This window comes from Bacillus sp. JH7 (genome assembly GCF_001563515.1).
In the GTDB taxonomy this organism is placed as follows: Bacteria; Bacillota; Bacilli; order Bacillales; family Bacillaceae_G; genus Bacillus_A; species Bacillus_A cereus.
On record NZ_LPUS01000011.1, the window covers coordinates 397,336 to 421,746 of the forward strand.

A 24,411-nucleotide genomic window follows, 5' to 3' on the forward strand; every position below is an offset into this window, starting at 1 on the left:
GATAGGGGGGAATAAAATGACAAAGGTGCCCTTTATAGAACAGATGGAACATAGCGAATGTGGATTAGCCTCATTGGCGATGGTCTTTAGTTTTTATGAAAAGCATGTTTCGTTAGCTGAATTAAGAGAAGAGTTTGGTGTTCCAAAAGGTGGTACATCTTTATACCAGCTTATGCATATTGCTAGGAAAAATGGTTTTCAAGTAAAAGGATATAAAGCTGAATATGAAGCTTTAAGTGAAGTTAAATTACCAGCAGTTATCCATTGGGAACATAAACATTATGTAGTCCTAGAGAAAGTGACAAAAAAGGGGGCTATAGTTATAGACCCTGCTTACGGAAGAAATAAAATCTCTAAAAAAGAAATGGAGGAAAAGTATTCTGGATTTGTATTAACACTAGAACCAGATGAGTCATTTCAAAAACAAAAAGGTGTCTCTCATTTGCAATTCTTTTTATCGTTTGTGTTAGGGAAAAAGAAATTAATAGCTTTAATTGTATTAGCCTCTTTGATAATTCAGGCTTTTGCGCTGGTGATTCCATTTGTCACAAGTTGGATGACTGACCATGTAATTATTCCGAGAGATCCGAGCTATATGAATATGATAGGTTACAGCATTTTAGTATTGCTAATAAGTTATCAAGTATTTGCTTCGTTAAGAGGTTTCCTAATAGCGAAGTTGCAAACGGCAATTGATATGTCTTTAATGCAAAGTTTTATAGAAAAACTATTAAGTCTTTCTTATAACTTTTTTGAGAATCGCTCTATGGGAGAACTGTTATTTAGAGCAAATTCCAATGTATATATTAGACAAATATTATCTACTAAGGTAATTTCCTTTCTTATAGATGGAATTCTGCTTTTCACTTACTTATTTTTCATGTTTCGTTATTCGACCTTATTAGGATTCGTTGTGTTAGCAGTTGGGAGTGTTATATTCGCCCTACTTGTCATGAGCACGACTGTTTCTAAGAAGTTAGCTGATAAAGAGGTTTCGGCTCAAGCTCAAGTTCAAAGGATTTTGTCTGAGAGTATTAATGGGATTAGTGACGTGAAGGTTATGGGATTGGAAAAGCAAGTATATAAAGAATGGCAAGAACGCTTTGGTTCTCAGCTTATTCATGCAGAGAAGAGATCTATATGGACGGCATTGATGAATACATTAGCGGGTTCTATTCAATTTATCTTACCGTTGTTTCTACTTTGGTTCAGTGGACAACAGGTGCTAGCTGGAAATATGACATTAGGAAGTGTACTCGGCTTTAATGCGTTAGCGATTTCGTTTATAACTCCGATTATTTCCATTGGGAGTGGCTATGGTGAATTGATTTATATTAGCTCCTATATTCAGCGGATTTACGATGTAATGCATGCAAGATCGGAGAGAGAGGTCAATCAATTTTCAGGAATTAAGAAACTGAATGGTGATATTGAGTTTGACAATGTTTCTTATCGTCACAATTATTTCAGTGAAGATGCAATTCAGAATGTTTCATTTAAAATCAAAGCTGGTGAGAAGGTCGCAATTGTTGGGGCGTCTGGGTCTGGAAAAAGTACAATTGTAAAAATGCTTCTCGGACTATATACACCAACGAATGGGAAAATTCGATTTGATGGGATTGAAAGTGAAAAGTTAAATTTGAAATTTTTAAGGAAATCAATAGGGGTTGTTTTCCAAGAAGCGAGATTGTTTAACAAAACGGTAGGAGAAAATATCATTGCGCAAAGGAAAGGGGTGCCTCCGAATGGAGTAATTGAGGCATCGAAGCAAGCGAATATATTAGAAGATATTATGATGCTACCATTAAATTTTCAAACGATGGTATCTGAATTTGGAGTTAACTTCTCTGGTGGGCAAAGGCAAAGATTAATATTAGCTAGAGCATTGGTAACAAACCCATCTATTCTAATATTAGATGAGGCGACAAGTGCACTTGATACATTGTCTGAAAGAGTTATTGATGAGAATTTAACTGATATGTTATGTACAAGGATTGTCATTGCACATAGGTTAAGTACGGTTAAGAATGCAGATAAGATTATTGTTATGGATAAGGGAGCAATTGTAGAGATAGGATCACATACAGAATTACTTGAGAAGCAAGGGTATTATTATCAATTGTCAAAAGCTCAGGAAGTAAAAGGAGGGATTAAAAGTGAAAGATTGGCCTAAATATCGAAACACTATAGCGAAAATAGGTGCTGGAATTACAGTAGGATTATTATTAAACCTTCCTATAGTTGGAGTTAGTACGATAAGCGCTGAAGAAATGAAACATAATCAAATTAAAGAAAATTCGTATGTGTTTACATTGAGGCAAGGTGAAAATACGGATGAGATGATAAAGGAAATTAGAGATAAATATCCCGATTTAAAGCTAGAAGTAATAAAAGAAATTAAGATGCTGAATATCGAAGGTGATAATTTAGAAAGAGTGCAAGAAGCGAAGCAGTATTTATTAAAAAATTATAAAGGGATAATTGAAAAAGCAGGTAGAGAGGATGTAGTGGAATTAAAGCCGCCCGCTATAGTAAAGAAACCTTCGAATATAACAAAATACGCACCTTCACAACTAGAACAAGAAGAGGTCGATTATAGCAAATGGAAATGGGATGTCGATAAGGTAACAGAAAATGGAGAGAGCTATAAAATTGAACAAGGAAATCATAGTGTAAAGATTGGTGTTATTGATAGTGGGATTGATGTAAATCATCCTGCGCTAAAGGGAAATATAGTTAGTCAGGGGAAAATTTTAGTTCCGAATGTAGAATCAATTGAAGATAATATTGGTCATGGAACAATGATTGCGGGGTTAATAGCTGCTGATGGGAAAATAAAGGGAGTAGCGCCCAAAATTGGGATTGTACCATACAAAGTATTTCAAGGTAGTTCTGCGGATTCAAGCTGGATTATTAAAGCTATTGTAGAGGCTGCAAATGATGGTATGGATGTTATTAATTTAAGTTTAGGAACATACAAGTCCATTAAAGATCCAGAAGAAGGAGCTGTGTACTTAGCTTATAAAAGAGCAATAGAGTATGCGAATAGTAAAGGGAGTTTGCTAGTGGCTTCCTCTGGAACAGAAGGATTCGATATTTCAAATCCTTTTCAATTAGCTAAGCAAAGAGGATATGAAAACGACTTGCAACTTCATATGCCAGGAGGTTTACCGGGGGTAGTAACTGTTGCGGGAACAAATAAAGATGATCGATTAGCTTATTACTCTAATTATGGAACCAATGTTGATATTGCAGCTCCATCAGGAGATTATGGATCTTTGTGGGAAAGTGAAAAAGTGGGAGATGAAACAGCTATGGTATTAACCACATATCCTACAAACCTTCCGCAATCCCAGCTAAGTGAATGGTTAGGGTTTGATAGAGGGTATGAGCTAATGATTGGAACGAGTCTAGCAGTTCCTAAAGTGTCTGCTACAGCCGCGCTTGTAATTGCGGAATATAAAGAAAAATTTAGGCTGAAGCCTAGTAATGGATTTGTTAAAACAAGGTTATATCAGGGGGCCAAACCCGCATTAGATGACGGAAAAAAGTACTTTGGAAAAGGTATTGTAAATGCGAAGGGTGCACTTGATTTTCGAAATACAAATTTCAAAAAATGGGAGAGATAAAGATGAATTTTAAAAAGTTTTTACTTATGATTGGTGGAATTGCTTTAGGGATGGCAGTTATTTACTTTATTAAACAGTAAAGGGGATGTTATATATGGCATTTGAAATTCAAGGATTAAATAAAACATTTGGTGAATATAAAGCCGTTAATGATTTAAATATACGTGTAGAAGAAGGTGGAATTTTAGGGATGCTGGGCCGAAATGGTGCTGGTAAGACGACAACGATTCGTATGATCTTAGATTTAATCAAACCGGATAGCGGCCAAATTCTATGGAATAATCGCCCTTTTTCAAAGAAAGACCTATCTATTGGCTATTTACCAGAAGAGCGTGGATTATACCCGAAAATGAATGTAGTGGAGCAATTGGTGTATTTCGGCAAGTTAGAAGGAATGCCAGCTAATCTTGCAAAAAGGCATGCGTTACAATGGCTAGAAAAATTAGAAATGACACCACATTTAAAGAAGAAAACAGAGGAATTGTCAAAGGGAAATCAACAAAAAATCCAATTGATTTCAGCGATATTGCATAATCCGGAATTCATCATACTAGATGAACCATTTAGTGGATTGGATCCTGTAAATGCAGAGATGTTAAAAAATGTTGTGCTTGAGTTAATTGCGCAAAGAAAAACGATTATTTTTTGTAGTCATCAAATGGACAGTGTAGAAACGTTCTGTGAGGAAATTTGTATTATGAAAAACGGTCAACTTGTATTATCGGGTGCTTTGTCAGATATTAAGAAAAGTTATCAATATAAATATATGACGTTGCAAACGGAAGGGGATATTGAACCTATTCTTAAGAAGAAAAATTTCAATTTTGAAAAAGTTAATCGTACGTTCATGATTAAAGTTAATGATGGAGAGGATGCATTTTCGCTGCTTGAAGATATTAAAACTAAACAATATATCCGAGATGTTTCTATTAAAGAACCTTCTTTACATCAAATCTTTGTTGAAAAGGCGGGTGCATAAGTAATGAGGAATTTCTGGATTGTTTTAGGGCAAACATACTGGGACCGTGTGAGAACGAAAATATTTATTGGGATGACATTGTTATTAATAGGAGGAGGGATATTCTTATTCTCTTTTCCAACTTTAGTACAAAAGTTTTCTGGGGAGAAAGAAAAAGCAAAGGTTGTATTTATTTCTGAAGCACCCAATGTTACGGTGGATCAATCTAATCTTAGTAAAGCTCTGCCAGAATGGGATTGGTCTTTAGGAGATAAAACAAAATTAAATCAATATAAGCAACAATTGTTAGATAAGAAAGTCGAAGCGCTCTTTATATTAAAAGAGGGTGCGGGTGCTGAACCAGTATTAGATTACTTTATGAAGCTAGATAATCCTAAGTTGATTCAAAGTGCACAGGTATTTGTACAAAATCAGTATTTTCAAAGTGCGGTAGTTAAGCAGCAGTTATCAGAAGAGGCTGTGAAATCATTGACGATGAACGTGCAAGCGACAAAGCAAAACTTAAATAATGAAGAAACAAGTTCATTTTTACTAGTATATTTATTAGTAGCGATTATGTACTTAGCGATCACTTCATATGGAAATGCTATCGCGACAGCAGTTGCATCAGAGAAAGCCTCACGTGTTATGGAAGTGATGGTTACAAAAGTATCTCCTGTCCATATGGTTTTCGGGAAAATTTTAGGAGTCGGTCTTGCTAGTTTGACACAGTTATTTATCTTCTTCTTTAGTATGGCGCTATATATTAAATCTGGAATTTTTAAGGTATCGGATTCGTTTTTTGGAGTGAATATTGATGTAAATATGATTACAGGTGAGCACGCTGCATATTTCTTGTTATATTTTGTTCTCGGTTACTTCGTTTATGCGGCACTTTTCGCAGTGTTTGGTTCTATGGTAAGCAGGCCAGAAGAATTATCTGGAACAACGATGCCAATTACTCTTATATTGATGGGAAGCTTAGTGGTGGAGTTATTAGTAGTACTTGATAACCCTGAAGGGCTAGTATCAAGAGTGACATCATATGTACCGTTTACAGCTCCAATTAGTATGGTAGTTAGGATTATTAATGGATCCGTTGGGAGTTTAGAAATTATTACATCTATGGTTGTATTATTAGCTAGTATCAGCTTAATTGCTATGTTTGCAGCGAAGGTCTATCCGAAAGGCGTGTTAAGAAGTGGTAAGAGCCTTAAATTTAGTCAATTGTTAAAAAATAATTAATTGTAGGGGGGAATAAATAATGAGATTTTTTTCGAAAAGAAAACAAAAAATGATGGATAGTAGTGGCGAGAGAAGCGTGAAAAAAATAGTTGAGTTGTCTGTGGAAGAGATGAGGGGAATTCAAGGAGCGTCTAGTGAATCAAATGATTATCTCTATGATTCCTATGTAATTAGGAATCAAAGTTCCTTAGCGTTGAATAAAAGGTTTCTTCCTTAATAAAAATCACAAAAGAGTAGTTAGGCATAGTGAAGCGTCACTATACCTAAACTGCTCTTTTTATTTTGGAATTGAACAGAGAGAAATTTAATGTTGTTATATATAAAATTAAGAGTTACTATTAGTATGTGGTTATAAAGAAGTTTATCCCGCATTAACGGGCAGTCCGACCCCCACCTCAAAATTCAGCGGAAGCAAAGAAGTTAGGTGGGGGTCGGACTGCCCGTAAAAGCCCGATTGGTAAGGGCTAATAATCAGTGGGGATGGACAAAACCCCCCACTGATTAAAGTTTCACTTTATTATTTTCTTTCAATATTATTCAAATTTCGGTTGTAAGTTGTAAATCTCATTAATACATATAAATTAATAATATTTTGGAATGGGTGTCTGCGTGAGGATTCTCCTTTTACCAAACTTATTGTACAATAGAAACAAGGGGGAGATTAGTTTGAAGGCAAGTCTTTTACAAGAACAAAGCTTACGTTTGGCAATGACACAAGAGTTAAGGCAAGCGATTACAATGCTCCAGTATAATGTACAAGAATTATCTGAGTTTTTGTATGAGCAATCGTTAGAGAATCCCCTTATTGAGTTAGGTGGTTTTGAGAGGGAGAAGAAAAAGAGCTCTAACAACAGTAAAAGTACCAGCAAACAAGTCGAGAATCAGATGGAGATCTACAGTGTGGATTCTACAACGATTCAGCAACATTTATTAAATCAAATACAGTATTATAAAATAGATGAAGAAGAGCGAAAAGTAGCTTCTTTCATTATTATGAACATGGATGGAAATGGATATTTACAAGAAACGAATGAAGAGTTAGCAGAGCTCCTTTCTGCACATATTCATGTAGTCGACCGTTCTGTAGAGCTTGTCCAATCACTGGAGCCAGCAGGGGTAGGGGCGCGTAATATTCAGGAATGTTTAACCTTGCAATTGAAGCGCTTACAAAGACGTAATGGATTAGCAGAAGAGGTTGTAGAAGATCATTTCGCTTATTTTGTGAAGAAAGATTGGCGAAAGCTCGTTCAAGTGTTGAAGTGTAGTAATGAGGAATTGCAGATTGCGGTAAATTGTATAACGTCATTACAACCAAAACCAGGTCTTGCGTTTTCTTCAGATAAACCACTTTACATTGTACCTGATATGGCGGTGAAAAAAGATGGCGATCGCCTCGTTTTACAAATGAATGAGAGAAATATGCCGAGAATTGAAATTCATTCCGAATATAGTGCGCTTCTTAATAATAGTGAAAGTGAAGTAGCATCTTACGTATCAGAAAAGTATCAGCATGTGCAGTGGATTATGCGCAGTTTGAAGCAGAGAAAACAGACATTGCTGCAAGTAATGACTATTATTATGGAAAAACAACGTGATTTCTTCTGGAAAGGTCCAGAGTATTTAAGACCTCTCGCTTTAAAAGAGGTAGCGGAAGAGTTAAGTGTGCATGAATCGACAATTAGTCGTGCGACGCGAAATAAATATGTGCAAACACCACACGGGTTATTTGAGATGAAATCGTTCTTTAGCAATGCCGTTTCGACGACTGAAGATGAAGCAGTTTCTACAAAACGTGTAAAACAATTTATTCAAACGCTAATTGGGGCAGAGGATAAGAAAAAGCCACTTTCAGATCAAAAGATTTCAAAATTATTAGAAGAAGAGCATGAAATTGTTATTTCTCGAAGAACAGTGGCGAAGTATAGAGAACAAATGCATATCCCAGCTTCGTCATTACGAAAAACGATCGGATAGGTGAAGAAGATGAAAGTTGTACTGTATACTAAAAAAGATTGTGGCCTTTGCGTGAAGGCAAAACAAGTTTTACAGGAAGTACAATGTGAATATTCTTTTCAAATCGAGGAAATAGATATATATGAAGATAATGACCTTTTAGAAAAATATCACTTAATGATTCCGGTTGTAGAAATGGACGGAAAACAAGTAGAATATGGTAACATTCACAAAGGTGTCATAATAAACTATATAAAGAATGCAGTTAAGAGTTGAATAAGTTTCTATCTCCTGTTACAATAATACACGTAGCAGGGATTATTTTTTTAACCTATGTGGGACACAAAATGTCACTACGGGACGTAAAGTGACCACGAGGGAAAATGAACCGATGTAGTGAGGAGAAAAGATATGCGCTCATGGATTCAGAACACAAAAAAATTATTACCTGATCTGCTACCTGTTATGCAAACGAGAATGCAAATTCTTCAATACATTAGGCTCATGCAGCCGATTGGAAGAAGAAACTTATCAGCAAGTCTCGGTATGACAGAACGAGTATTGCGAAGTGAAGTTCAAGTTTTGAAAGAACAAAACTTAGTTCACGTCGCTTCTTCTGGAATGACTTTGACAGAAGAAGGAACAGCTTTAGTTCTTGCTTTGGAAGACTTTATGAAAGAAATTTCCGGGTTAAAGGTTTTAGAAAAGCAACTTAAGGAAACATTAGACTTGGATGAAGTTTTCGTTGTCCCTGGTGATAGTGATGAATCACCTTGGGTCAAACTGGAGATGGGCCGTGCTTGTGTGACTTGTATAAAAGACCGTCTGACAGCGAATAATATCGTTGCTGTGGCTGGAGGAACTACGCTAGCTGCTGCTGCGGACATGATGCAACTTGATTGCAAAGATTTACATATGCTGTTTGTCCCAGCACGTGGTGGAATTGGAGAAGGTGTTGAATTAGAAGCCAATACCATTTGTGCCAAGATGGCGCAAAATACGATGAGTAATTATCGCTTATTGTATGTTCCAGACCATGTTAGTAGCGAAGCATATGCGTCTATTGTGACAGAGCCTTCCGTGAAAGAAGTTCTTGAGTTGATTCGATCTTCCAATATCGTCATTCATGGAATAGGTGATGCGTTAACAATGGCACGTCGCAGAAGTACTTCAGAAGCAGATTGGTTAAAGATTCAGGCAAGCGAAGCAGTTGGCGAAGCTTTCGGTTACTACTTTAATGAAGAAGGAAATGTTGTTCATAAAGTAAGAACAGTTGGTATGCAACTAGAGGACTTACAAAATGTATCTCATGTTGTTGCAGTCGCTGGAGGTTCTTCAAAGGCAAAAGCAATACAGGCTGTAATTAAACAAGGGCACACTTCAATTCTAATTACAGATGAAGGTGCAGCAAAACAGTTAACAAAGGGTTTTACCCTTTAATATAATCCCCCAAGGAGGAAATTCAAATGACTAAAATTGGTATTAATGGATTTGGACGTATCGGACGTAACGTATTCCGCGCAGCTCTTAACAACTCTGAGGTAGAAGTAGTAGCAATCAACGACTTAACAGATGCTAAAACATTAGCTCACCTTTTAAAATATGACACAGTTCACGGAACTTTAAATGCAGAAGTATCTGCTAACGAAAACAGCATCGTTGTTAACGGTAAAGAAATTAAAGTTATCGCTGAGCGTGACCCAGCTCAATTACCATGGAGCGACTACGGAGTAGAAGTAGTAGTAGAATCTACTGGCCGTTTCACTAAAAAATCAGATGCTGAGAAACACTTAGGTGGATCAGTTAAGAAAGTTATCATCTCAGCTCCAGCTTCTGACGAAGATATCACTGTAGTTATGGGTGTTAACCACGAACAATACGATGCAGCTAACCACAACGTAGTATCTAACGCTTCTTGTACTACAAACTGTCTAGCTCCATTCGCTAAAGTATTAAACGAAAAATTCGGCGTAAAACGCGGAATGATGACAACAATTCACTCTTACACTAACGACCAACAAATCTTAGACTTACCACACAAAGATTTACGTCGTGCTCGTGCAGCAGCTGAAAACATGATCCCAACATCTACTGGTGCAGCTAAAGCTGTAGCATTAGTATTACCAGAACTTAAAGGTAAATTAAACGGTGGCGCTGTACGTGTTCCAACTGCTAACGTTTCTCTAGTTGACTTAGTTGTTGAACTTGACAAAGAAGTAACAGTTGAAGAAGTAAATGCAGCATTCAAAGCAGCAGCTGAAGGCGAATTAAAAGGTATCCTTGGATACAGCGAAGAGCCATTAGTATCTATCGACTATAACGGATGTACAGCTTCTTCTACAATCGATGCATTATCTACAATGGTAATGGAAGGTAACATGGTTAAAGTACTTTCTTGGTACGATAACGAAACTGGTTACTCTAACCGCGTAGTAGACCTAGCAGCTTACATGACTTCAAAAGGTCTTTAATTCTTAATTATATAAGTTATCAATGACAAAACGAGGGAGAGGGTTTGTTCCCTCTCTCTCTTCTTTCGTTTTAAAAGCAAATGTGTTAAGCTTTTGAGTGGGTTTTGTCAATCCTAACTAGTAGTCGGAGGGAAATCCAATGAACAAAAAATCAATTCGTGACGTAGATTTAAAAGGTAAGCGTGTATTTTGCCGCGTTGATTTCAACGTACCTATGAAAGAAGGCAAAATTACAGATGAAACTCGTATCCGTGCAGCTCTTCCTACAATTCAATATTTAGTAGAGCAAGGTGCGAAAGTTATTTTAGCAAGTCACTTAGGCCGTCCAAAAGGTCAAGTAGTAGAAGAAATGCGTTTAACTCCAGTAGCAGCACGTTTAGGCGAGCTTCTTGGTAAAGACGTTAAAAAAGCGGACGAAGCATTCGGACCAGTTGCACAAGAAATGGTTGCAGAAATGAACGAAGGCGACGTATTAGTTCTTGAAAACGTACGTTTCTATGCGGGCGAAGAAAAGAACGATGCAGAACTTGCGAAAGAATTTGCAGCACTTGCTGACATCTTCGTAAACGATGCATTCGGTGCAGCTCACCGTGCTCACGCTTCTACAGCAGGTATCGCAGACTACCTACCAGCAGTATCTGGTCTGTTAATGGAAAAAGAGTTAGATGTACTTGGTAAAGCACTTTCTAACCCAGAACGTCCATTTACAGCTATCATCGGTGGTGCGAAAGTAAAAGATAAAATCGGTGTAATTCGTCATCTATTAGACAAAGTAGATAACTTAATCATCGGTGGTGGACTTGCTTACACATTCGTTAAAGCTTTAGGTCATGAAATTGGTCTATCTCTATGTGAAGACGACAAGATCGAACTAGCTAAAGAATTTATGCAACTTGCAAAAGAAAAAGGCGTAAACTTCTACATGCCAGTTGATGTTGTAATCACTGAGGAATTCTCTGAAACTGCAACAACTAAAATCGTTGGTATCGACTCTATCCCTTCTAACTGGGAAGGCGTGGACATCGGTCCTAAAACACGTGAAATTTATGCAGATGTAATTAAAAATTCTAAGCTTGTTGTATGGAATGGACCAATGGGTGTATTCGAAATGACTCCATTCGCAGAAGGTACAAAAGCAGTAGGACAAGCATTAGCAGATGCAGAAGATACATACTCTGTTATCGGCGGTGGTGACTCTGCAGCAGCTGTTGAAAAATTCGGTATGGCTGATAAAATGAGCCACATTTCTACTGGCGGCGGTGCGTCATTAGAATTCATGGAAGGTAAAGAGCTTCCAGGTGTAGTTTGTCTTAACGACAAATAAGTAGCAGCCAAAGAAAAAGGACGGTGCAAAGCATGCGTAAACCAATTATCGCAGGTAACTGGAAAATGAATAAAACTCTATCTGAAGCAGTTAGCTTCGTAGAGGAAGTTAAAGGTCAAATCCCAGCAGCTTCAGCTGTTGATGCAGTAGTTTGCTCTCCAGCTCTATTCTTAGAGCGCCTTGTAGCAGCAACTGAAGGAACTGACTTACAAGTAGGTGCACAAAACATGCACTTCGAAAAAAATGGTGCATTCACTGGCGAAATTAGCCCAGTAGCACTTAGCGACTTAAAAGTTGGCTATGTAGTACTTGGCCACTCTGAGCGTCGTGAAATGTTTGCTGAAACAGATGAGTCAGTAAACAAAAAGACTATCGCAGCATTTGAACATGGTTTAACACCAATCGTATGTTGTGGTGAGACTTTAGAAGAGCGCGAAAGCGGAAAAACATTTGATCTAGTAGCAGGTCAAGTGACAAAAGCACTTGCAGGTTTAACAGAAGAGCAAGTTAAAGCAACTGTTATCGCTTATGAGCCAATCTGGGCTATCGGTACAGGTAAATCTTCTTCTTCTGCAGATGCAAACGAAGTATGTGCGCACATCCGTAAAGTTGTTGCAGAAGCTGTTTCTCCAGAAGCTGCAGAAGCTGTTCGTATCCAATACGGCGGTAGCGTAAAACCAGAAAACATTAAAGAGTATATGGCACAATCTGACATCGACGGCGCTTTAGTTGGCGGTGCTAGCTTAGAGCCTGCTTCGTTCTTAGGTCTTCTGGGGGCGGTAAAATGAGAAAGCCAACAGCTTTAATCATTCTTGACGGTTTCGGACTTCGTGAAGAAACTTACGGGAATGCTGTAGCACAAGCTAAGAAACCTAATTTTGATGGCTACTGGAACAAATTCCCTCACACAACGCTTACAGCTTGTGGTGAGGCGGTAGGTCTTCCAGAAGGTCAAATGGGTAACTCTGAGGTTGGTCACTTAAATATCGGTGCTGGCCGCGTAGTATATCAAAGCTTAACACGCGTTAACGTTGCAATTCGTGAAGGTGAGTTCGATAAGAACGAAACTTTCCAAAATGCAATTAAAAGTGTAAAAGAAAAAGGTACTGCACTTCATTTATTCGGTTTACTTTCTGACGGTGGTGTGCACAGTCACATGAACCATATGTTTGCTCTTCTTCGCCTAGCAGCAAAAGAAGGCGTGGAGAAAGTTTATATCCATGCCTTCTTAGACGGCCGCGATGTTGGACCACAAACAGCAAAAGGTTATATCGATGCAACGAATGAAGTAATTAAAGAAACAGGAGTAGGACAATTCGCGACTATCTCTGGTCGTTATTACTCTATGGACCGTGACAAGCGTTGGGATCGCGTAGAAAAATGTTACAGTGCTATGGTGAATGGTGAAGGCCCTACTTATAAATCAGCAGAAGAGTGTGTAGAAGACTCTTATGCGAACGGTATCTATGATGAATTCGTATTGCCGTCTGTAATTGTTAACGAAGATAACACGCCAGTTGCAACAATCAATGATGATGATGCAGTTATCTTCTATAACTTCCGTCCAGACCGTGCAATTCAAATTGCTCGTGTATTTACAAACGAAGACTTCCGTGAGTTCGATCGTGGTGAAAAAGTACCTCACATTCCAGAATTCGTATGTATGACACACTTCAGTGAAACTGTAGATGGTTACGTGGCATTCAAGCCAATGAACCTTGATAACACTTTAGGTGAAGTTGTTGCGCAAGCGGGATTAAAGCAACTTCGCATCGCGGAAACTGAAAAGTATCCGCACGTTACATTCTTCTTTAGCGGTGGTCGTGAGGCTGAATTCCCAGGAGAAGAGCGTATCTTAATTAACTCACCGAAGGTTGCAACGTATGACTTGAAACCTGAAATGAGCATTTACGAAGTAACGGACGCTTTAGTAAATGAAATCGAAAATGATAAACATGATGTTATCATTCTTAACTTTGCAAACTGTGATATGGTTGGCCATTCTGGGATGATGGAACCAACAATTAAAGCAGTAGAAGCAACTGACGAATGTTTAGGAAAAGTTGTAGAAGCGATTCTTGCAAAAGATGGTGTAGCACTTATTACTGCTGACCATGGTAATGCTGATCAGGAGTTAACTGCTGATGGCGGTCCTATGACAGCTCATACAACTAACCCGGTTCCTTTCATCGTTACAAAAAATGATGTAGAGCTTCGTGAAGGTGGTATTTTAGGAGATATCGCTCCAACAATGCTTACACTTTTAAATGTGGAACAACCGAAAGAAATGACAGGTAAAACAATTATTAAATAATTTGCTTATATAAAAAGGAGAGAATTTATTATGTCAACAATTATTGATGTTTATGCTCGCGAAGTCCTTGACTCTCGTGGTAACCCAACTGTAGAAGTAGAAGTTTACACAGAAAGCGGCGCTTTCGGACGCGCTATCGTACCAAGTGGTGCATCTACTGGTGAGCACGAAGCAGTAGAATTACGTGACGGTGACAAATCTCGTTACCTTGGTAAAGGTGTTGTTAACGCAGTAAACAACGTTAACGAAATTATCGCTCCAGAAATCGCTGGTTTCGATGTAACTGACCAAGCTGGTATCGACCGTGCTATGATCGAATTAGATGGCACTCCAAACAAAGGTAAACTAGGCGCTAACGCTATCCTTGGTGTATCTATGGCAGTAGCTCACGCAGCAGCTGACTTCGTAGGTCTTCCATTATACCGTTACCTTGGTGGATTCAATGCAAAACAATTACCAACTCCAATGATGAACATCATCAACGGTGGTTCTCACGCTGATAACAACGTTGACTTCCAAGAGTTCATGATCTTACCAGTTGGTGCTCCAACATTCAAAGAATCAATCCGTATGGGTGCTGAAGTATTCCATGCACTTAAAGCTGTATTACATGACAAAGGTCTTAACACTGCAGTAGGTGACGAAGGTGGATTCGCTCCAAACCTTGGTTCTAACCGTGAAGCTTTAGAAGTAATCATCGAAGCTATCGAAAAAGCTGGTTACAAAGCTGGCGAGAACGTATTCTTAGGAATGGACGTTGCTTCTTCTGAGTTCTACAACAAAGAAACTGGTAAATATGACCTTGCAGGCGAAGGCCGTACTGGCTTAACTTCTGCAGAAATGGTTGATTTCTATGAAGAGCTTTGCAAAGACTTCCCAATCATCTCTATCGAAGATGGTTTAGACGAAAACGACTGGGATGGTCACAAATTATTAACTGAGCGTATCGGTGATAAAGTACAATTAGTTGGTGACGATTTATTCGTAACTAACACTCAAAAACTTGCTGAAGGTATCGAAAAAGGTATCTCTAACTCAATCTTAATTAAAGTTAACCAAATCGGTACTTTAACTGAGACTTTCGAAGCTATCGAAATGGCTAAACGTGCTGGTTACACAGCAGTTGTATCTCACCGTTCTGGTGAAACTGAAGATGCTACAATCGCTGACATCGCAGTTGCAACTAACGCTGGCCAAATCAAAACTGGTTCTATGAGCCGTACTGACCGTATTGCTAAGTACAACCAATTATTACGCATCGAAGACGAACTAGGCGAAATCGCTGTTTACGATGGTATCAAATCTTTCTATAACATCAAACGATAATTGTAGAAAATAAACGACAGACCGTGAGAAATCACGGTCTGTTTTTTTATGCTAAAATTGTTCACCCGTCATAAGTGACATGAAATGTTTGAAGAAGCGGTTATAGTCAAAATCAATTGCGATTTGATGAACCGGCCAATCAATAAATGGCTTCTGGTTCACTAGAGAGCGAAATTCCCCTATGCTTGCTCCTTGTGCAGAGGATTCTGTCATGACAACAATAGGTGATTTATGATACGTGAACATAGAGTTATCAAATAAAGCGAGTATTGGCATTGTGTCATGGAAAGGGCTGCCTTTTAAATGTGGTAGGGCGTCTTTATAATATCCGTAGTAATAATGATCGAATAAAGGTTTGAGAAGTGGGGCTTTTCCTTTTGCTTCAATATACTCTGCCATTTCTGGTGTAATGACGGAATATTGGGTAACGTTTAATGGGTATATGTACATGTTAGCTGTAGATTGAAGGACTATATTAGCAGCAGTAGGATCGCCATAAAAGTTTGCTTCGGAAATAGGGGTAACATTACCAGGATGTAAAAAGGCACCGCCCATTACGTAGTAAGATTTAACTTGCTTCATTAACTGTTTACATACGATGAATAAAATTGCTAGGGAGGTAAGTCTTCCTAAACTTACAATGATTAATTCATCTTTATACTGTTCAATAAGAGGAATGACTTCAAAAAAATTCTCCATTTCTCCGTTAGTCACATTCACCTTTGGAATAATTGGACCGAGCCCCTGTTTCCCATGTACATCCGTAAAAAACGCAGGTGGGGCACCTGTAAGGGGACGTTCTGAACCACCGAATATCTTGATATTTCTATTCTTTGTTTCGTTATTAAAAAAATGAGCATTTTCTACGGCCATTTTTTTTGGAACATTGCCGTAATCAGCAACGATACCGACGATTTCTATTTCATCGATAAAGAATGCTAAGAGGAGAGCCATCGTATCATCAATCCCAGGATCACAAAAAATGAGAACTTTTTTGGGCATATGTTCACCACCTATCTTGTTTATCCGGTACAAATCCGCTTGGTGAGGGATAATAATTAATGGGGATGAGGAAAACCTCAATGATTAAAGTTTCACTTTATATATATGTAAGTTTAAGGATAAAAAGATTATTTTATTGAAATAATAGTCTTTTAAATTCAGAAAATAAAAACTTTTTATATTAGGTCAAGGTTTTTGACGTAATTTTCGTTTGAAAATGCAGTCATATCAAGGTTGTAAGCGTATAACATAGGCTGTTTTTGCTGTCAAGTTGATAAATTGCAGCTTTTTACAATTTATACTATGATAAAGATATTAACAGAAGATCGTATAAACATGAGGGATGATGAACATGAAATTTACAAAGATTCTTGTCCAAATTGCTGCTCTTTACGTGTTTTATATGGTTGGAACTTGGGTGCAAGAAATGTTAAATATTCCGATTCCAGGAAGTTTGATTGGAATGTTCCTCTTACTTGTTTTACTTAGCCTAAAAGTTCTTCCAGTGAAATGGTTCGATTTAGGAGCAGAAACACTCGTTGCTATTATGCCGTTTTTATTAATTCCGCCAACGCTTGGCCTAATGAATTACGGTGCTTTTTTTATGAGTAAAGGAATTTCTCTTTTCATTACAGTTGTAGCGAGTACATTTTTAATTATTATTGTCGCAGGACATACAGGACAATATCTTGCGAATAGGAAGGAAAGAGAGTCGCGATGAGCCAAATATTAATCGGAGTCGGTTGGGTTCTTTTTACGGTGCTATTATATCAATTATCTAAAAAAATCTATAAATTATTTCCAACACCATTCACCATTCCAATGCTTGTAGCAACTGGATTAATGGCTTTCCTATTTATCGTGCTTGATATACCATATCAACATTATATGGAAAGTGGTGGTGGCTGGATTGCAAAGCTACTTGGACCCGGTGTTGTAGCATTTGCAATTCCTCTTTATAAACAACGTCATGTTCTGCAAAAATATGTTGTACCGATTGCTGGCGGGGTATTAGTAGGTACAACAGTTGCAATCGCTAGTGATTTTGCGATTGCTTCACTTATGGGAACGGATAAAAGCTTAATCTTATCGTCATTACCAAAATCGGTGACAATGCCAGTTGCGATGAGTGTTTCTGAACAAGTTGGTGGTGTACCTTCCTTAACAGCAGCTTTCGTTGTTATCGCAGGTATTACTGGAACGATTACAGGCCCACTTTTATTAAAATGGAGCCGTGTTACAAACTCAGTTGGTAAAGGTATCGGATTTGGATGTGCTTCTCATATTATGGGCGTGATGAGAGCAATGAAAAATAATGAGCATGAAGGTGTTATTGGATCGGTAACAATGACATTAACAGCAATTTTGACATGTTTACTTGGACCGTTATTTGCGATGATGTTTATGTAATAGAAGAAAAGCGAGAGCGCCTCTATAGCTCTCGCTTTTCTATAGAATTTATGCTACAGTTACAATAACTGAATCTTTGTAGGAGGTACGCCAAGTGCATACGTTATTATCAGTTTTACTTATTATTGTATCGATTTTAATGATTGTTATGGTACTTATGCAATCTAGTAATAGCTCAGGCCTTTCAGGTGCAATTTCAGGCGGTGCGGAGCAATTATTTGGTAAGCAAAAGGCACGTGGAATTGAAGCGGTATTAAACCGTATTACAATTGTTTTAGCTGTATTGTTCTTTGTATTAACAATTGGTGTTACGTACTTCAATTTATAGAATTGAAAGAAGAAGCGTTAGTGAATGGTACTAATGGTTCTTCTTTTTTTGTTTTACTATTTGAAAGATGTTTCTAATTAGATTATAGAAATACAAATATGGTACACTAGATATAGAAAGAATACGACTAGATTACAGAAGAGAAAGAGGAGAAATACATGATGAAATTAGCATCTCCGAAACCATTTACATTTGAGGGTGGAGACCGCGCTGTTTTATTACTACATGGATTCACAGGGAACTCAGCTGATGTACGTATGTTAGGGCGTTTCTTAGAAAAGAAGGGCTATACTTGTCATGCGCCAATTTATAAAGGGCACGGTGTACCACCAGAAGAGCTTGTTCATACAGGGCCTGAAGATTGGTGGCAAGATGTAGCGGAGGCATATCAGCTTTTAAAAGATAAAGGTTTTGAGAAAATTGCTGTTGTTGGATTGTCACTTGGCGGCGTATTTTCTTTAAAATTAGGTTATACAGTACCGGTTTTAGGTGTAGTACCAATGTGTGCACCGATGTATATTAAGAGCGAAGAAACGATGTACCAAGGTATATTGGCATATGCCCGCGAATATAAAAAACGTGAGCAAAAATCACCTGAACAAATTGAACAAGAAATGTTGGAATTCCAAAAGACACCGATGAATACATTAAAAGCATTACAACAATTAATTGCTGACGTACGTAACAATGTGGATATGATTTATGCGCCAACATTTGTTGTACAAGCACGTCATGACGAAATGATTAATACAGATAGTGCTAACATTATTTATAACGGTGTAGAATCTACGTTAAAAGACATTAAATGGTATGAAGACTCTACGCATGTCATTACACTTGATAAACAACGTGACGAGCTACATGAGGATGTATATAACTTCTTGGAGCAACTAGATTGGTAAGATCTAGTTGCCTCTTTTTTTCATAAGGAATTTTTTGTGAAAACTGTAAAAATCATAAGGGGAGTATTGAAGTTTCACTTTATACATCCCCTATCTTTCGGATACACTAAATAATATAAGGTTTTAAAGGAGGTATTTTTGCTTGGAAGAAATCATACAAGAACATATTGATAAGTTGTTATTATTTATGAGAGAAGAAGCGTATAAACCGCTAACGATACAAGAGTTAGAAGAGGCATTTGGGATTGAAGGTTCTGAGGGCTTTAAAGATTTCGTAAAGGCACTTGTAACGATGGAAGAAAAGGGACTTGTTATTCGTACTCGTAGCAACCGTTACGGTCTTCCTGAAAAGATGAATTTAGTAAGAGGTAAGTTAATTGGACATGCACGTGGTTTTGCATTCGTTGTACCAGACGAGAAGAAAACGGGAGACGATGATCTTTTCATCCCGCCTACAGAATTAAACGGTGCACTTCATGGCGATACAGTATTAGCACGCCTTAGTTCTCAATCGAGCGGTTCGCGTCAAGAAGGTTCAATTGTACGCATTTTAGAGCGTGGAACGAAAGAACTAGTTGGTACATATACAGAATCGAAAAACTTTGGATTTGTTATACCTGACAATAAGCGCTGGACGAGTGATATCTTTATCTTGAAAAGCGCATCAATGGGTGCTATAGAAGGTCATAAAGTAGTTGTGAAAATTACGAGCTATCCAGAGAATCGTTTAAGTGCAGAAGGTGAAGTTATTCAAATTCTAGGTCATAAAAATGATCCAGGAGTAGATATTTTATCTGTCATTCATAAACATCATTTACCTTTAGCATTCCCTGAGGAAGTGATGGAGCATGCAAACAGTGTACCAGAAACGATTTCAGAAGAAGATTTAAAAGATCGCCGCGACCTGCGTGATCAAATGATCGTAACGATTGATGGTGCAGATGCGAAAGACTTAGATGATGCTGTTACAGTAACGAAGCTTGAGAACGGTAACTACAAGCTAGGCGTTCACATTGCGGATGTAAGTCATTACGTTCAAGAAGGCTCTCCAATTGATGTTGAAGCAGCGGAAAGAGCGACAAGTGTGTATCTTGTTGACCGTGTAATCCCGATGATTCCGCATCGTCTATCTAACGGTATTTGTTCATTAAATCCGAAAGTAGACCGTCTGACATTATCTTGTGAAATGGAAATCAACAACTTAGGTGATGTTGTTAAACACGAGATTTTCCAAAGTGTGATTAAAACGACAGAGCGTATGACGTATGCTGACGTAAGAAGCATTTTAGAAGATGAGGACGAAGAGTTAATTAAGCGTTATGAGCCGCTCGTACCGATGTTTAAAGAGATGGGGCAATTGGCACAAATTTTACGTGAAAAACGTATGCGCCGTGGTGCAATTGACTTTGACTTTAAAGAAGCGAAAGTATTAGTGGATGAAGAAGGAAAACCGACTGATGTTGTTATGCGTGATCGTTCTGTTTCAGAGAAGTTAATTGAAGAATTTATGCTTGTTGCGAATGAAACAGTAGCAGAGCACTTCCACTGGATGAACGTACCGTTTATGTACCGTGTCCATGAAGATCCGAAAGAAGATAAGCTTGAGCGTTTCTTCGAGTTTGTAACGAACTTCGGATATGCGGTAAAAGGACGTGCGAATGAAGTGCACCCTCGTGCGCTGCAACAAATTCTTGAAATGGTTCAAGGACAGCCAGAAGAAGTAGTTATTTCAACAGTTATGCTTCGTTCTATGAAGCAAGCTCGTTACGATGCGGATAGTTTAGGACATTTCGGTTTATCAACTGAGTTCTACACACATTTCACATCACCAATTCGTCGTTACCCAGATACAATCGTTCATAGATTAATTCGTGAATACATTATTAATGGTAAAGTCGACAACGAAACGCAAGCAAAATGGCGTGAAAAATTACCTGAGATTGCAGAGCACTCTTCTAATATGGAACGCCGTGCTGTTGAAGCAGAGCGTGAAACAGATGAGATGAAAAAAGCAGAGTATATGGTTGATAAGATCGGTGAAGAGTATGACGGTATGATTAGCTCTGTAACAAACTTCGGTTTATTCGTAGAGCTTCCAAATACAATTGAAGGTCTTGTACACGTTAGCTACTTAACGGATGATTACTACCGTTATGACGAGCAACATTTCGCTATGATCGGAGAACGTACAGGAAACGTATTCCGCATCGGTGACGAAATTACAATTCGCGTTATTAACGTAAACAAAGACGAGCGTGCAATCGACTTTGAAATCGTTGGCATGAAAGGCACACCTCGCCGTAAGTTCAAAGATCGTCCAGTCGTTATCGAGCAGCCAAGAACAGGCAGAAAGAAACGCGGTGGACGTAGCGAGCGCAGTAATGAGCGCGGCGGTGAACGTGGCACAGGTAGAAAATTTGACCGTGGTGGTAAAGGAAAAGGAAGAGGATCTGCATCCGCATCCGCTTCTGCTAGCCAGCCAGGAAAAAAAGATGGTAACGGTAAGAAGAAAAAAGCATTCTTCGAAAACGTACCAGGATTCAAGAAGAAAAAGAAAAAGCGTAAGTAAGAAAAGAGTGGCTTCGCTTTGATGAAAAGCGGGGCCTTTTCTTTTTTCTTCGTGGCTTAAGAGCGAGCCACTTTCGCTTTTTGTTGGAATCCAGCTACAGTGGCTAGAATGTTCGGCGGCTTCACTTCTTCCCCAGAGGCAAAGAGCGCCTCAAGGTCAGAAGCTCCATCCACCTCACATTCTGAACGAGCCACTTTCGCTTTTAATGGAATCCAGCTACAGTGGCTAGAATGTTCGGCGGCTTCGCTTCTTCCCCAGAGGCAAAGAGCGCCTCAAGGTCAGAAGCTCCATCCACCTCACATTCTGAACGAGCCACTTTCGCTTTTAATGGAATCCAGCTACAGTGGCTAGAATGTTCGGCGGCTTCGCTTCTTCCCCAGAGGCAAAGAGCGCCTCAAGGTCAGAAGCTCCATCCACCTCACATTCTGAACGAGCCACTTTCGCTTTTAATGGAATCCAGCTACAGTGGCTAGAATCTGTTGGCCATTTCACTCCCTCGGCCGAAGCAAAAAGCGCTTCTCTGTCGGGAGTTCCAATGTCCAAAGATTCTGAGTGAGCCACTTTCGCTTTTAATTGGAATCCAGCTACAGTGGCTAGAATGTTCGGCGGCTTCGCTTCTTCCCCAGAGGCAAAGAGCGCCTCAAGGTCAGAAGCTCCATCCACCTCACATTCTGAGCGAGCCACTTTCGCTTTTTATTAACATTTGTTACAATAGTAAAAATAGAGGAGGGACGTTATATGCCAAAGGGTACAGGTAAGGTTATTGCACAGAATAAAAAAGCATTTCATGATTATTTCATCGAAGAAACATACGAAGCAGGGCTTGTCCTTCAAGGAACGGAAATTAAGTCGATTCGCGCTGGACGCGTAAACTTGAAAGATGCGTTTGCACGTGTACATAATGGTGAAGTATGGGTTCATAATATGCACATTAATACGTACGAACAAGGGAATCGTTTCAACCATGATCCACTTCGTACGAGAAAATTACTTCTGCATAAAAAAGAAATTGATAAACTAGCGGGCGCTGCGAAAGAAACAGGTTACGCATTAGTTCCACTTAGAATTTATTTAAAAAATGGATTTGCAAAGATGGCACTTGGTTTAGCAAAAGGTAAGAAGCAATACGATAAACGTCACGATTTAAAAGAGAAAGAAGCTAAACGTGAAATTGCACGCGCGTTCCGTGATCGCCAAAAGATGTAATACAGATATTTACATTTGTAAAATGGAGCGCGTATGTTATAATAACTTATGTAAGGTTGTTGCACATTGAAAAACAGCTCTTAGTAGCTATCACGATATTTTCTTCGTATGCTCCATTTTTATCATGGGGACGTTACGGATTCGACAGGGATAGTTCGAGCTTAGGTTGCGAGTCGAGGGGATCGGCCTCGTTAAAACGTCAAAGCCTATAATTGGCAAACAAAACAATCTTTCTTTAGCTGCTTAATTGCACTAAAGGTTCCTCCCTCCATCGTCCATGTGGTAGGGTAAGGGACTCAAACTAAGTGGACTACGCCGGAGTTCGCCGTCTGAGGACAAAGGAAGAGAATAACCAGACTAGCAACTTGGAAGCCTGTCGATAGGCCGAAGAGTTCGCGAAATGCTAATATATCGACTACACTCGTAGAAGCTTAAGTGCCGATATTTTTGGACGTGGGTTCGACTCCCACCGTCTCCACCAATACATATTTGGTGGTTTTTTATTTTGTATGATATGAACCATAATTTTGCCAGGTTGGTGAGGTTATGGTTCTTTTTGTTTGTGGTTTTATAGAATGCTGAAGTCGATGGGACGGTATCCCTGAAAGAGAGAATAAAAAATGGTTATTGATGATAAGCGGGTAGATACTATAGCAGATTGTAAACGCTCAATTGTTAAGTAGTTATTATTTTTTTACTTTATTCGAATCTTCATATGTTTTGTGTTTTTATCCATACCTATTGTAAGATTATATAGAGTTCTCCTAATAAACTGTTTTAATGGATTATTTAGGGGTTTTAAATTTATAAATCTTAAATTATTTTTTCGGGATAATTTTTTTATCTAAATAATTTATATTGAAGTAGAGGTGAACCATCGGTGAAGCAGGTGTTGGTGATTAAAAATGAACGGTCTTCAGCAAAGAAAATCGTAAGCGGTCTAACGCAAGAAGGCTATTTCATTTTAAAACTTCACAATGAAAACGAAGGTTTAAATATAATATATGAACAAGATTGGGATATTATCATATTGGATTGGGATTCATTAAGTATATCAGGACCAGAAATTTGCAGACAAATACGACTTGTTAAAACGACACCGATCATTATTGTGACCGACAATATTTCTAGCAAGGATTGCGTAGCAGGGTTACAAGCAGGAGCGGATGATTATATTAGAAAACCATTTGTGAAGGAAGAATTAGTAGCGAGAGTTCAAGCTATTTTAAGAAGAAGTGACTATAACCAGCAAAATGAGACAAACTTTTTTCAGTTTAAAGATCTCTTTGTTGATGCATCTAGCAATATTGTGAAAAAAGGTGGCAAAAATCTCTCGCTTACGAAGCGCGAGTACGATTTACTTGTATTTTTAATTAAGAATAAAAATACGATATTAAGCCGTGAAATGCTTTTGAATCAAGTTTGGGGATATGACGTAGTAGTAAATCCGAATGTAGTAGACTTATATATTGGGTATGTAAGAAAAAAGCTAAAGTGCGAGAAGAAAGATAGATATATTCAAACGATACATGGCAGAGGCTATTCAATGGTTGAATGATAAAAATAAGATAATAAAGTAGTTTCTGTGAAATATTAGCTATTACTGCGCGTATTTTGTAAGGGAAGGTCTCTGTCCCGTATTTGTTGAGAAAGTATTTAATGAAGGTTAATCAACAGTCCTGACCGCACATATTACTTTTTATGCCTGATTTTATGAATTCACACCATTCACAAGATTTTCACAGAATTAATGACTATACTAATTAACAGGATG

23 protein-coding genes and 1 other RNA gene are annotated in these 24,411 nt (G+C 38.3%); 21 read left to right on the forward strand and 3 right to left on the reverse strand.

All coding sequences use genetic code 11. The features are described from left to right. Window positions 1-16 precede the first annotated feature (16 nt). The 13 genes from AU379_RS19340 (at window position 17) to eno (ending at window position 15,220) form a co-directional block, all read left to right on the forward strand. The gene (locus tag AU379_RS19340; RefSeq protein WP_000170097.1) at window positions 17-2,173 is read left to right on the forward strand and encodes a peptidase domain-containing ABC transporter; all 2,157 of its coding nucleotides are present in this window, start codon (window positions 17-19) and stop codon (window positions 2,171-2,173) included. Beyond that, complete coding sequence (locus AU379_RS19345) at window positions 2,157-3,629, forward strand: S8 family serine peptidase (protein WP_061139640.1); 1,473 nt, start codon at window positions 2,157-2,159, stop codon at window positions 3,627-3,629. The genes AU379_RS19340 and AU379_RS19345 overlap by 17 nt, the downstream gene beginning before the upstream one ends. A 94-nt stretch (window positions 3,630-3,723) precedes the next feature. Then, window positions 3,724-4,608, forward strand: coding sequence for an ATP-binding cassette domain-containing protein (locus tag AU379_RS19350; protein ID WP_000863493.1), 885 nt, complete (start codon window positions 3,724-3,726; stop codon window positions 4,606-4,608). 3 nt (window positions 4,609-4,611) lie between these two features. Continuing rightward, the gene (locus tag AU379_RS19355; RefSeq protein WP_001243609.1) at window positions 4,612-5,832 is read left to right on the forward strand and encodes an ABC transporter permease; all 1,221 of its coding nucleotides are present in this window, start codon (window positions 4,612-4,614) and stop codon (window positions 5,830-5,832) included. 19 nt (window positions 5,833-5,851) lie between these two features. Next, the gene (locus tag AU379_RS19360; RefSeq protein ID WP_001210632.1) at window positions 5,852-6,049 is read left to right on the forward strand and encodes a hypothetical protein; all 198 of its coding nucleotides are present in this window, start codon (window positions 5,852-5,854) and stop codon (window positions 6,047-6,049) included. 449 nt (window positions 6,050-6,498) lie between these two features. Next, complete coding sequence (gene rpoN, locus AU379_RS19365) at window positions 6,499-7,806, forward strand: RNA polymerase factor sigma-54 (RefSeq protein WP_000647952.1); 1,308 nt, start codon at window positions 6,499-6,501, stop codon at window positions 7,804-7,806. 9 nt (window positions 7,807-7,815) lie between these two features. Next, a complete protein-coding gene (locus AU379_RS19370; protein WP_000869730.1) occupies window positions 7,816-8,061 on the forward strand; it encodes a glutaredoxin family protein in 246 nt (81 codons plus the stop codon). Window positions 8,062-8,196: 135 nt separating this feature from the next. Further along, on the forward strand, window positions 8,197-9,225 hold the full coding sequence (cggR, locus tag AU379_RS19375; protein WP_001258185.1) for a gapA transcriptional regulator CggR: 1,029 nt from the start codon (window positions 8,197-8,199) through the stop codon (window positions 9,223-9,225). Window positions 9,226-9,251: 26 nt separating this feature from the next. Next, window positions 9,252-10,256, forward strand: a complete 1,005-nt coding sequence (gene gap, locus AU379_RS19380) for a type I glyceraldehyde-3-phosphate dehydrogenase (protein ID WP_000161236.1) — start codon at window positions 9,252-9,254, stop codon at window positions 10,254-10,256. A gap of 139 nt (window positions 10,257-10,395) precedes the next feature. Next, window positions 10,396-11,580, forward strand: coding sequence for a phosphoglycerate kinase (locus AU379_RS19385; protein WP_061139641.1), 1,185 nt, complete (start codon window positions 10,396-10,398; stop codon window positions 11,578-11,580). Window positions 11,581-11,612: 32 nt separating this feature from the next. Further along, window positions 11,613-12,368 carry a triose-phosphate isomerase gene (gene tpiA / locus AU379_RS19390; RefSeq protein ID WP_001231038.1) on the forward strand — a complete coding sequence of 252 codons (756 nt, stop codon included), beginning with the start codon at window positions 11,613-11,615 and terminating at the stop codon, window positions 12,366-12,368. Further along, window positions 12,365-13,894, forward strand: coding sequence for a 2,3-bisphosphoglycerate-independent phosphoglycerate mutase (gene gpmI / locus AU379_RS19395; RefSeq protein WP_001231158.1), 1,530 nt, complete (start codon window positions 12,365-12,367; stop codon window positions 13,892-13,894). The genes tpiA and gpmI overlap by 4 nt, the downstream gene beginning before the upstream one ends. A 30-nt stretch (window positions 13,895-13,924) precedes the next feature. Next, entirely contained in the window at window positions 13,925-15,220 is a 1,296-nt protein-coding gene (gene eno / locus AU379_RS19400; RefSeq protein ID WP_000103951.1) for a phosphopyruvate hydratase, read from the forward strand. Window positions 15,221-15,271: 51 nt separating this feature from the next. Here eno and AU379_RS19405 read toward each other — a convergent pair whose 3' ends face one another. Then, a complete protein-coding gene (locus AU379_RS19405) occupies window positions 15,272-16,222 on the reverse strand; it encodes a nucleoside hydrolase (RefSeq protein ID WP_001125053.1) in 951 nt (316 codons plus the stop codon). Between the two features lie 352 nt (window positions 16,223-16,574). Between AU379_RS19405 and AU379_RS19410 the strand changes: the two genes are divergently transcribed. From AU379_RS19410 to rnr, 5 genes are all read left to right on the forward strand, one after another. Continuing rightward, a complete protein-coding gene (locus tag AU379_RS19410; protein WP_000673222.1) occupies window positions 16,575-16,943 on the forward strand; it encodes a CidA/LrgA family holin-like protein in 369 nt (122 codons plus the stop codon). Further along, window positions 16,940-17,632: an LrgB family protein gene (locus tag AU379_RS19415; protein ID WP_000078309.1), complete on the forward strand. Its 693-nt coding sequence runs from the start codon at window positions 16,940-16,942 to the stop codon at window positions 17,630-17,632. The genes AU379_RS19410 and AU379_RS19415 overlap by 4 nt, the downstream gene beginning before the upstream one ends. A 94-nt stretch (window positions 17,633-17,726) precedes the next feature. After that, window positions 17,727-17,960 (forward strand): preprotein translocase subunit SecG, encoded by a 234-nt coding sequence (gene secG, locus AU379_RS19420; RefSeq protein WP_000557264.1) that lies wholly within the window; start codon window positions 17,727-17,729, stop codon window positions 17,958-17,960. 161 nt (window positions 17,961-18,121) lie between these two features. Further along, entirely contained in the window at window positions 18,122-18,862 is a 741-nt protein-coding gene (gene estA, locus AU379_RS19425; RefSeq protein WP_172794116.1) for a carboxylesterase, read from the forward strand. A gap of 142 nt (window positions 18,863-19,004) precedes the next feature. After that, window positions 19,005-21,431, forward strand: coding sequence for a ribonuclease R (gene rnr / locus AU379_RS19430; RefSeq protein WP_061139643.1), 2,427 nt, complete (start codon window positions 19,005-19,007; stop codon window positions 21,429-21,431). 56 nt (window positions 21,432-21,487) lie between these two features. Here rnr and AU379_RS30650 read toward each other — a convergent pair whose 3' ends face one another. Together AU379_RS30650 and AU379_RS30330 are read right to left on the reverse strand one after the other, a co-directional pair. Further along, a complete protein-coding gene (locus AU379_RS30650) occupies window positions 21,488-21,625 on the reverse strand; it encodes a hypothetical protein (protein ID WP_082769969.1) in 138 nt (45 codons plus the stop codon). Window positions 21,626-21,755: 130 nt separating this feature from the next. Beyond that, window positions 21,756-22,115, reverse strand: a complete 360-nt coding sequence (locus tag AU379_RS30330) for a hypothetical protein (RefSeq protein ID WP_157462699.1) — start codon at window positions 22,113-22,115, stop codon at window positions 21,756-21,758. A 54-nt stretch (window positions 22,116-22,169) separates the two neighbouring features. Between AU379_RS30330 and smpB the strand changes: the two genes are divergently transcribed. The 3 genes from smpB to AU379_RS19450 all read left to right on the forward strand — a co-directional run bounded on the left by smpB (window position 22,170) and on the right by AU379_RS19450 (window position 24,195). Continuing rightward, window positions 22,170-22,637, forward strand: a complete 468-nt coding sequence (smpB, locus tag AU379_RS19440; RefSeq protein WP_001123919.1) for an SsrA-binding protein — start codon at window positions 22,170-22,172, stop codon at window positions 22,635-22,637. 126 nt (window positions 22,638-22,763) lie between these two features. After that, window positions 22,764-23,118: a transfer-messenger RNA gene (gene ssrA, locus AU379_RS19445) on the forward strand. 399 nt (window positions 23,119-23,517) lie between these two features. Continuing rightward, window positions 23,518-24,195, forward strand: a complete 678-nt coding sequence (locus AU379_RS19450; protein ID WP_030029214.1) for a response regulator transcription factor — start codon at window positions 23,518-23,520, stop codon at window positions 24,193-24,195. Window positions 24,196-24,411 lie beyond the last annotated feature (216 nt).

What these genes read in the sequence shown, in the direction of transcription:
- AU379_RS19340 (WP_000170097.1), top strand. Translation starts at nt 17, where the DNA reads ATGACAAAGGTGCCCTTTATAGAACAGATGGAACATAGCGAATGTGGA.
- AU379_RS19350 (WP_000863493.1), top strand. Translation starts at nt 3,724, where the DNA reads ATGGCATTTGAAATTCAAGGATTAAATAAAACATTTGGTGAATATAAA.
- AU379_RS19355 (WP_001243609.1), top strand. Translation starts at nt 4,612, where the DNA reads ATGAGGAATTTCTGGATTGTTTTAGGGCAAACATACTGGGACCGTGTG.
- AU379_RS19360 (WP_001210632.1), top strand. Translation starts at nt 5,852, where the DNA reads ATGAGATTTTTTTCGAAAAGAAAACAAAAAATGATGGATAGTAGTGGC.
- AU379_RS19370 (WP_000869730.1), top strand. Translation starts at nt 7,816, where the DNA reads ATGAAAGTTGTACTGTATACTAAAAAAGATTGTGGCCTTTGCGTGAAG.
- cggR (WP_001258185.1), top strand. Translation starts at nt 8,197, where the DNA reads ATGCGCTCATGGATTCAGAACACAAAAAAATTATTACCTGATCTGCTA.
- gap (WP_000161236.1), top strand. Translation starts at nt 9,252, where the DNA reads ATGACTAAAATTGGTATTAATGGATTTGGACGTATCGGACGTAACGTA.
- AU379_RS19385 (WP_061139641.1), top strand. Translation starts at nt 10,396, where the DNA reads ATGAACAAAAAATCAATTCGTGACGTAGATTTAAAAGGTAAGCGTGTA.
- tpiA (WP_001231038.1), top strand. Translation starts at nt 11,613, where the DNA reads ATGCGTAAACCAATTATCGCAGGTAACTGGAAAATGAATAAAACTCTA.
- gpmI (WP_001231158.1), top strand. Translation starts at nt 12,365, where the DNA reads ATGAGAAAGCCAACAGCTTTAATCATTCTTGACGGTTTCGGACTTCGT.
- eno (WP_000103951.1), top strand. Translation starts at nt 13,925, where the DNA reads ATGTCAACAATTATTGATGTTTATGCTCGCGAAGTCCTTGACTCTCGT.
- AU379_RS19405 (WP_001125053.1), bottom strand. Translation starts at nt 16,222, where the DNA reads ATGCCCAAAAAAGTTCTCATTTTTTGTGATCCTGGGATTGATGATACG.
- AU379_RS19410 (WP_000673222.1), top strand. Translation starts at nt 16,575, where the DNA reads ATGAAATTTACAAAGATTCTTGTCCAAATTGCTGCTCTTTACGTGTTT.
- AU379_RS19415 (WP_000078309.1), top strand. Translation starts at nt 16,940, where the DNA reads ATGAGCCAAATATTAATCGGAGTCGGTTGGGTTCTTTTTACGGTGCTA.
- estA (WP_172794116.1), top strand. Translation starts at nt 18,122, where the DNA reads ATGAAATTAGCATCTCCGAAACCATTTACATTTGAGGGTGGAGACCGC.
- smpB (WP_001123919.1), top strand. Translation starts at nt 22,170, where the DNA reads ATGCCAAAGGGTACAGGTAAGGTTATTGCACAGAATAAAAAAGCATTT.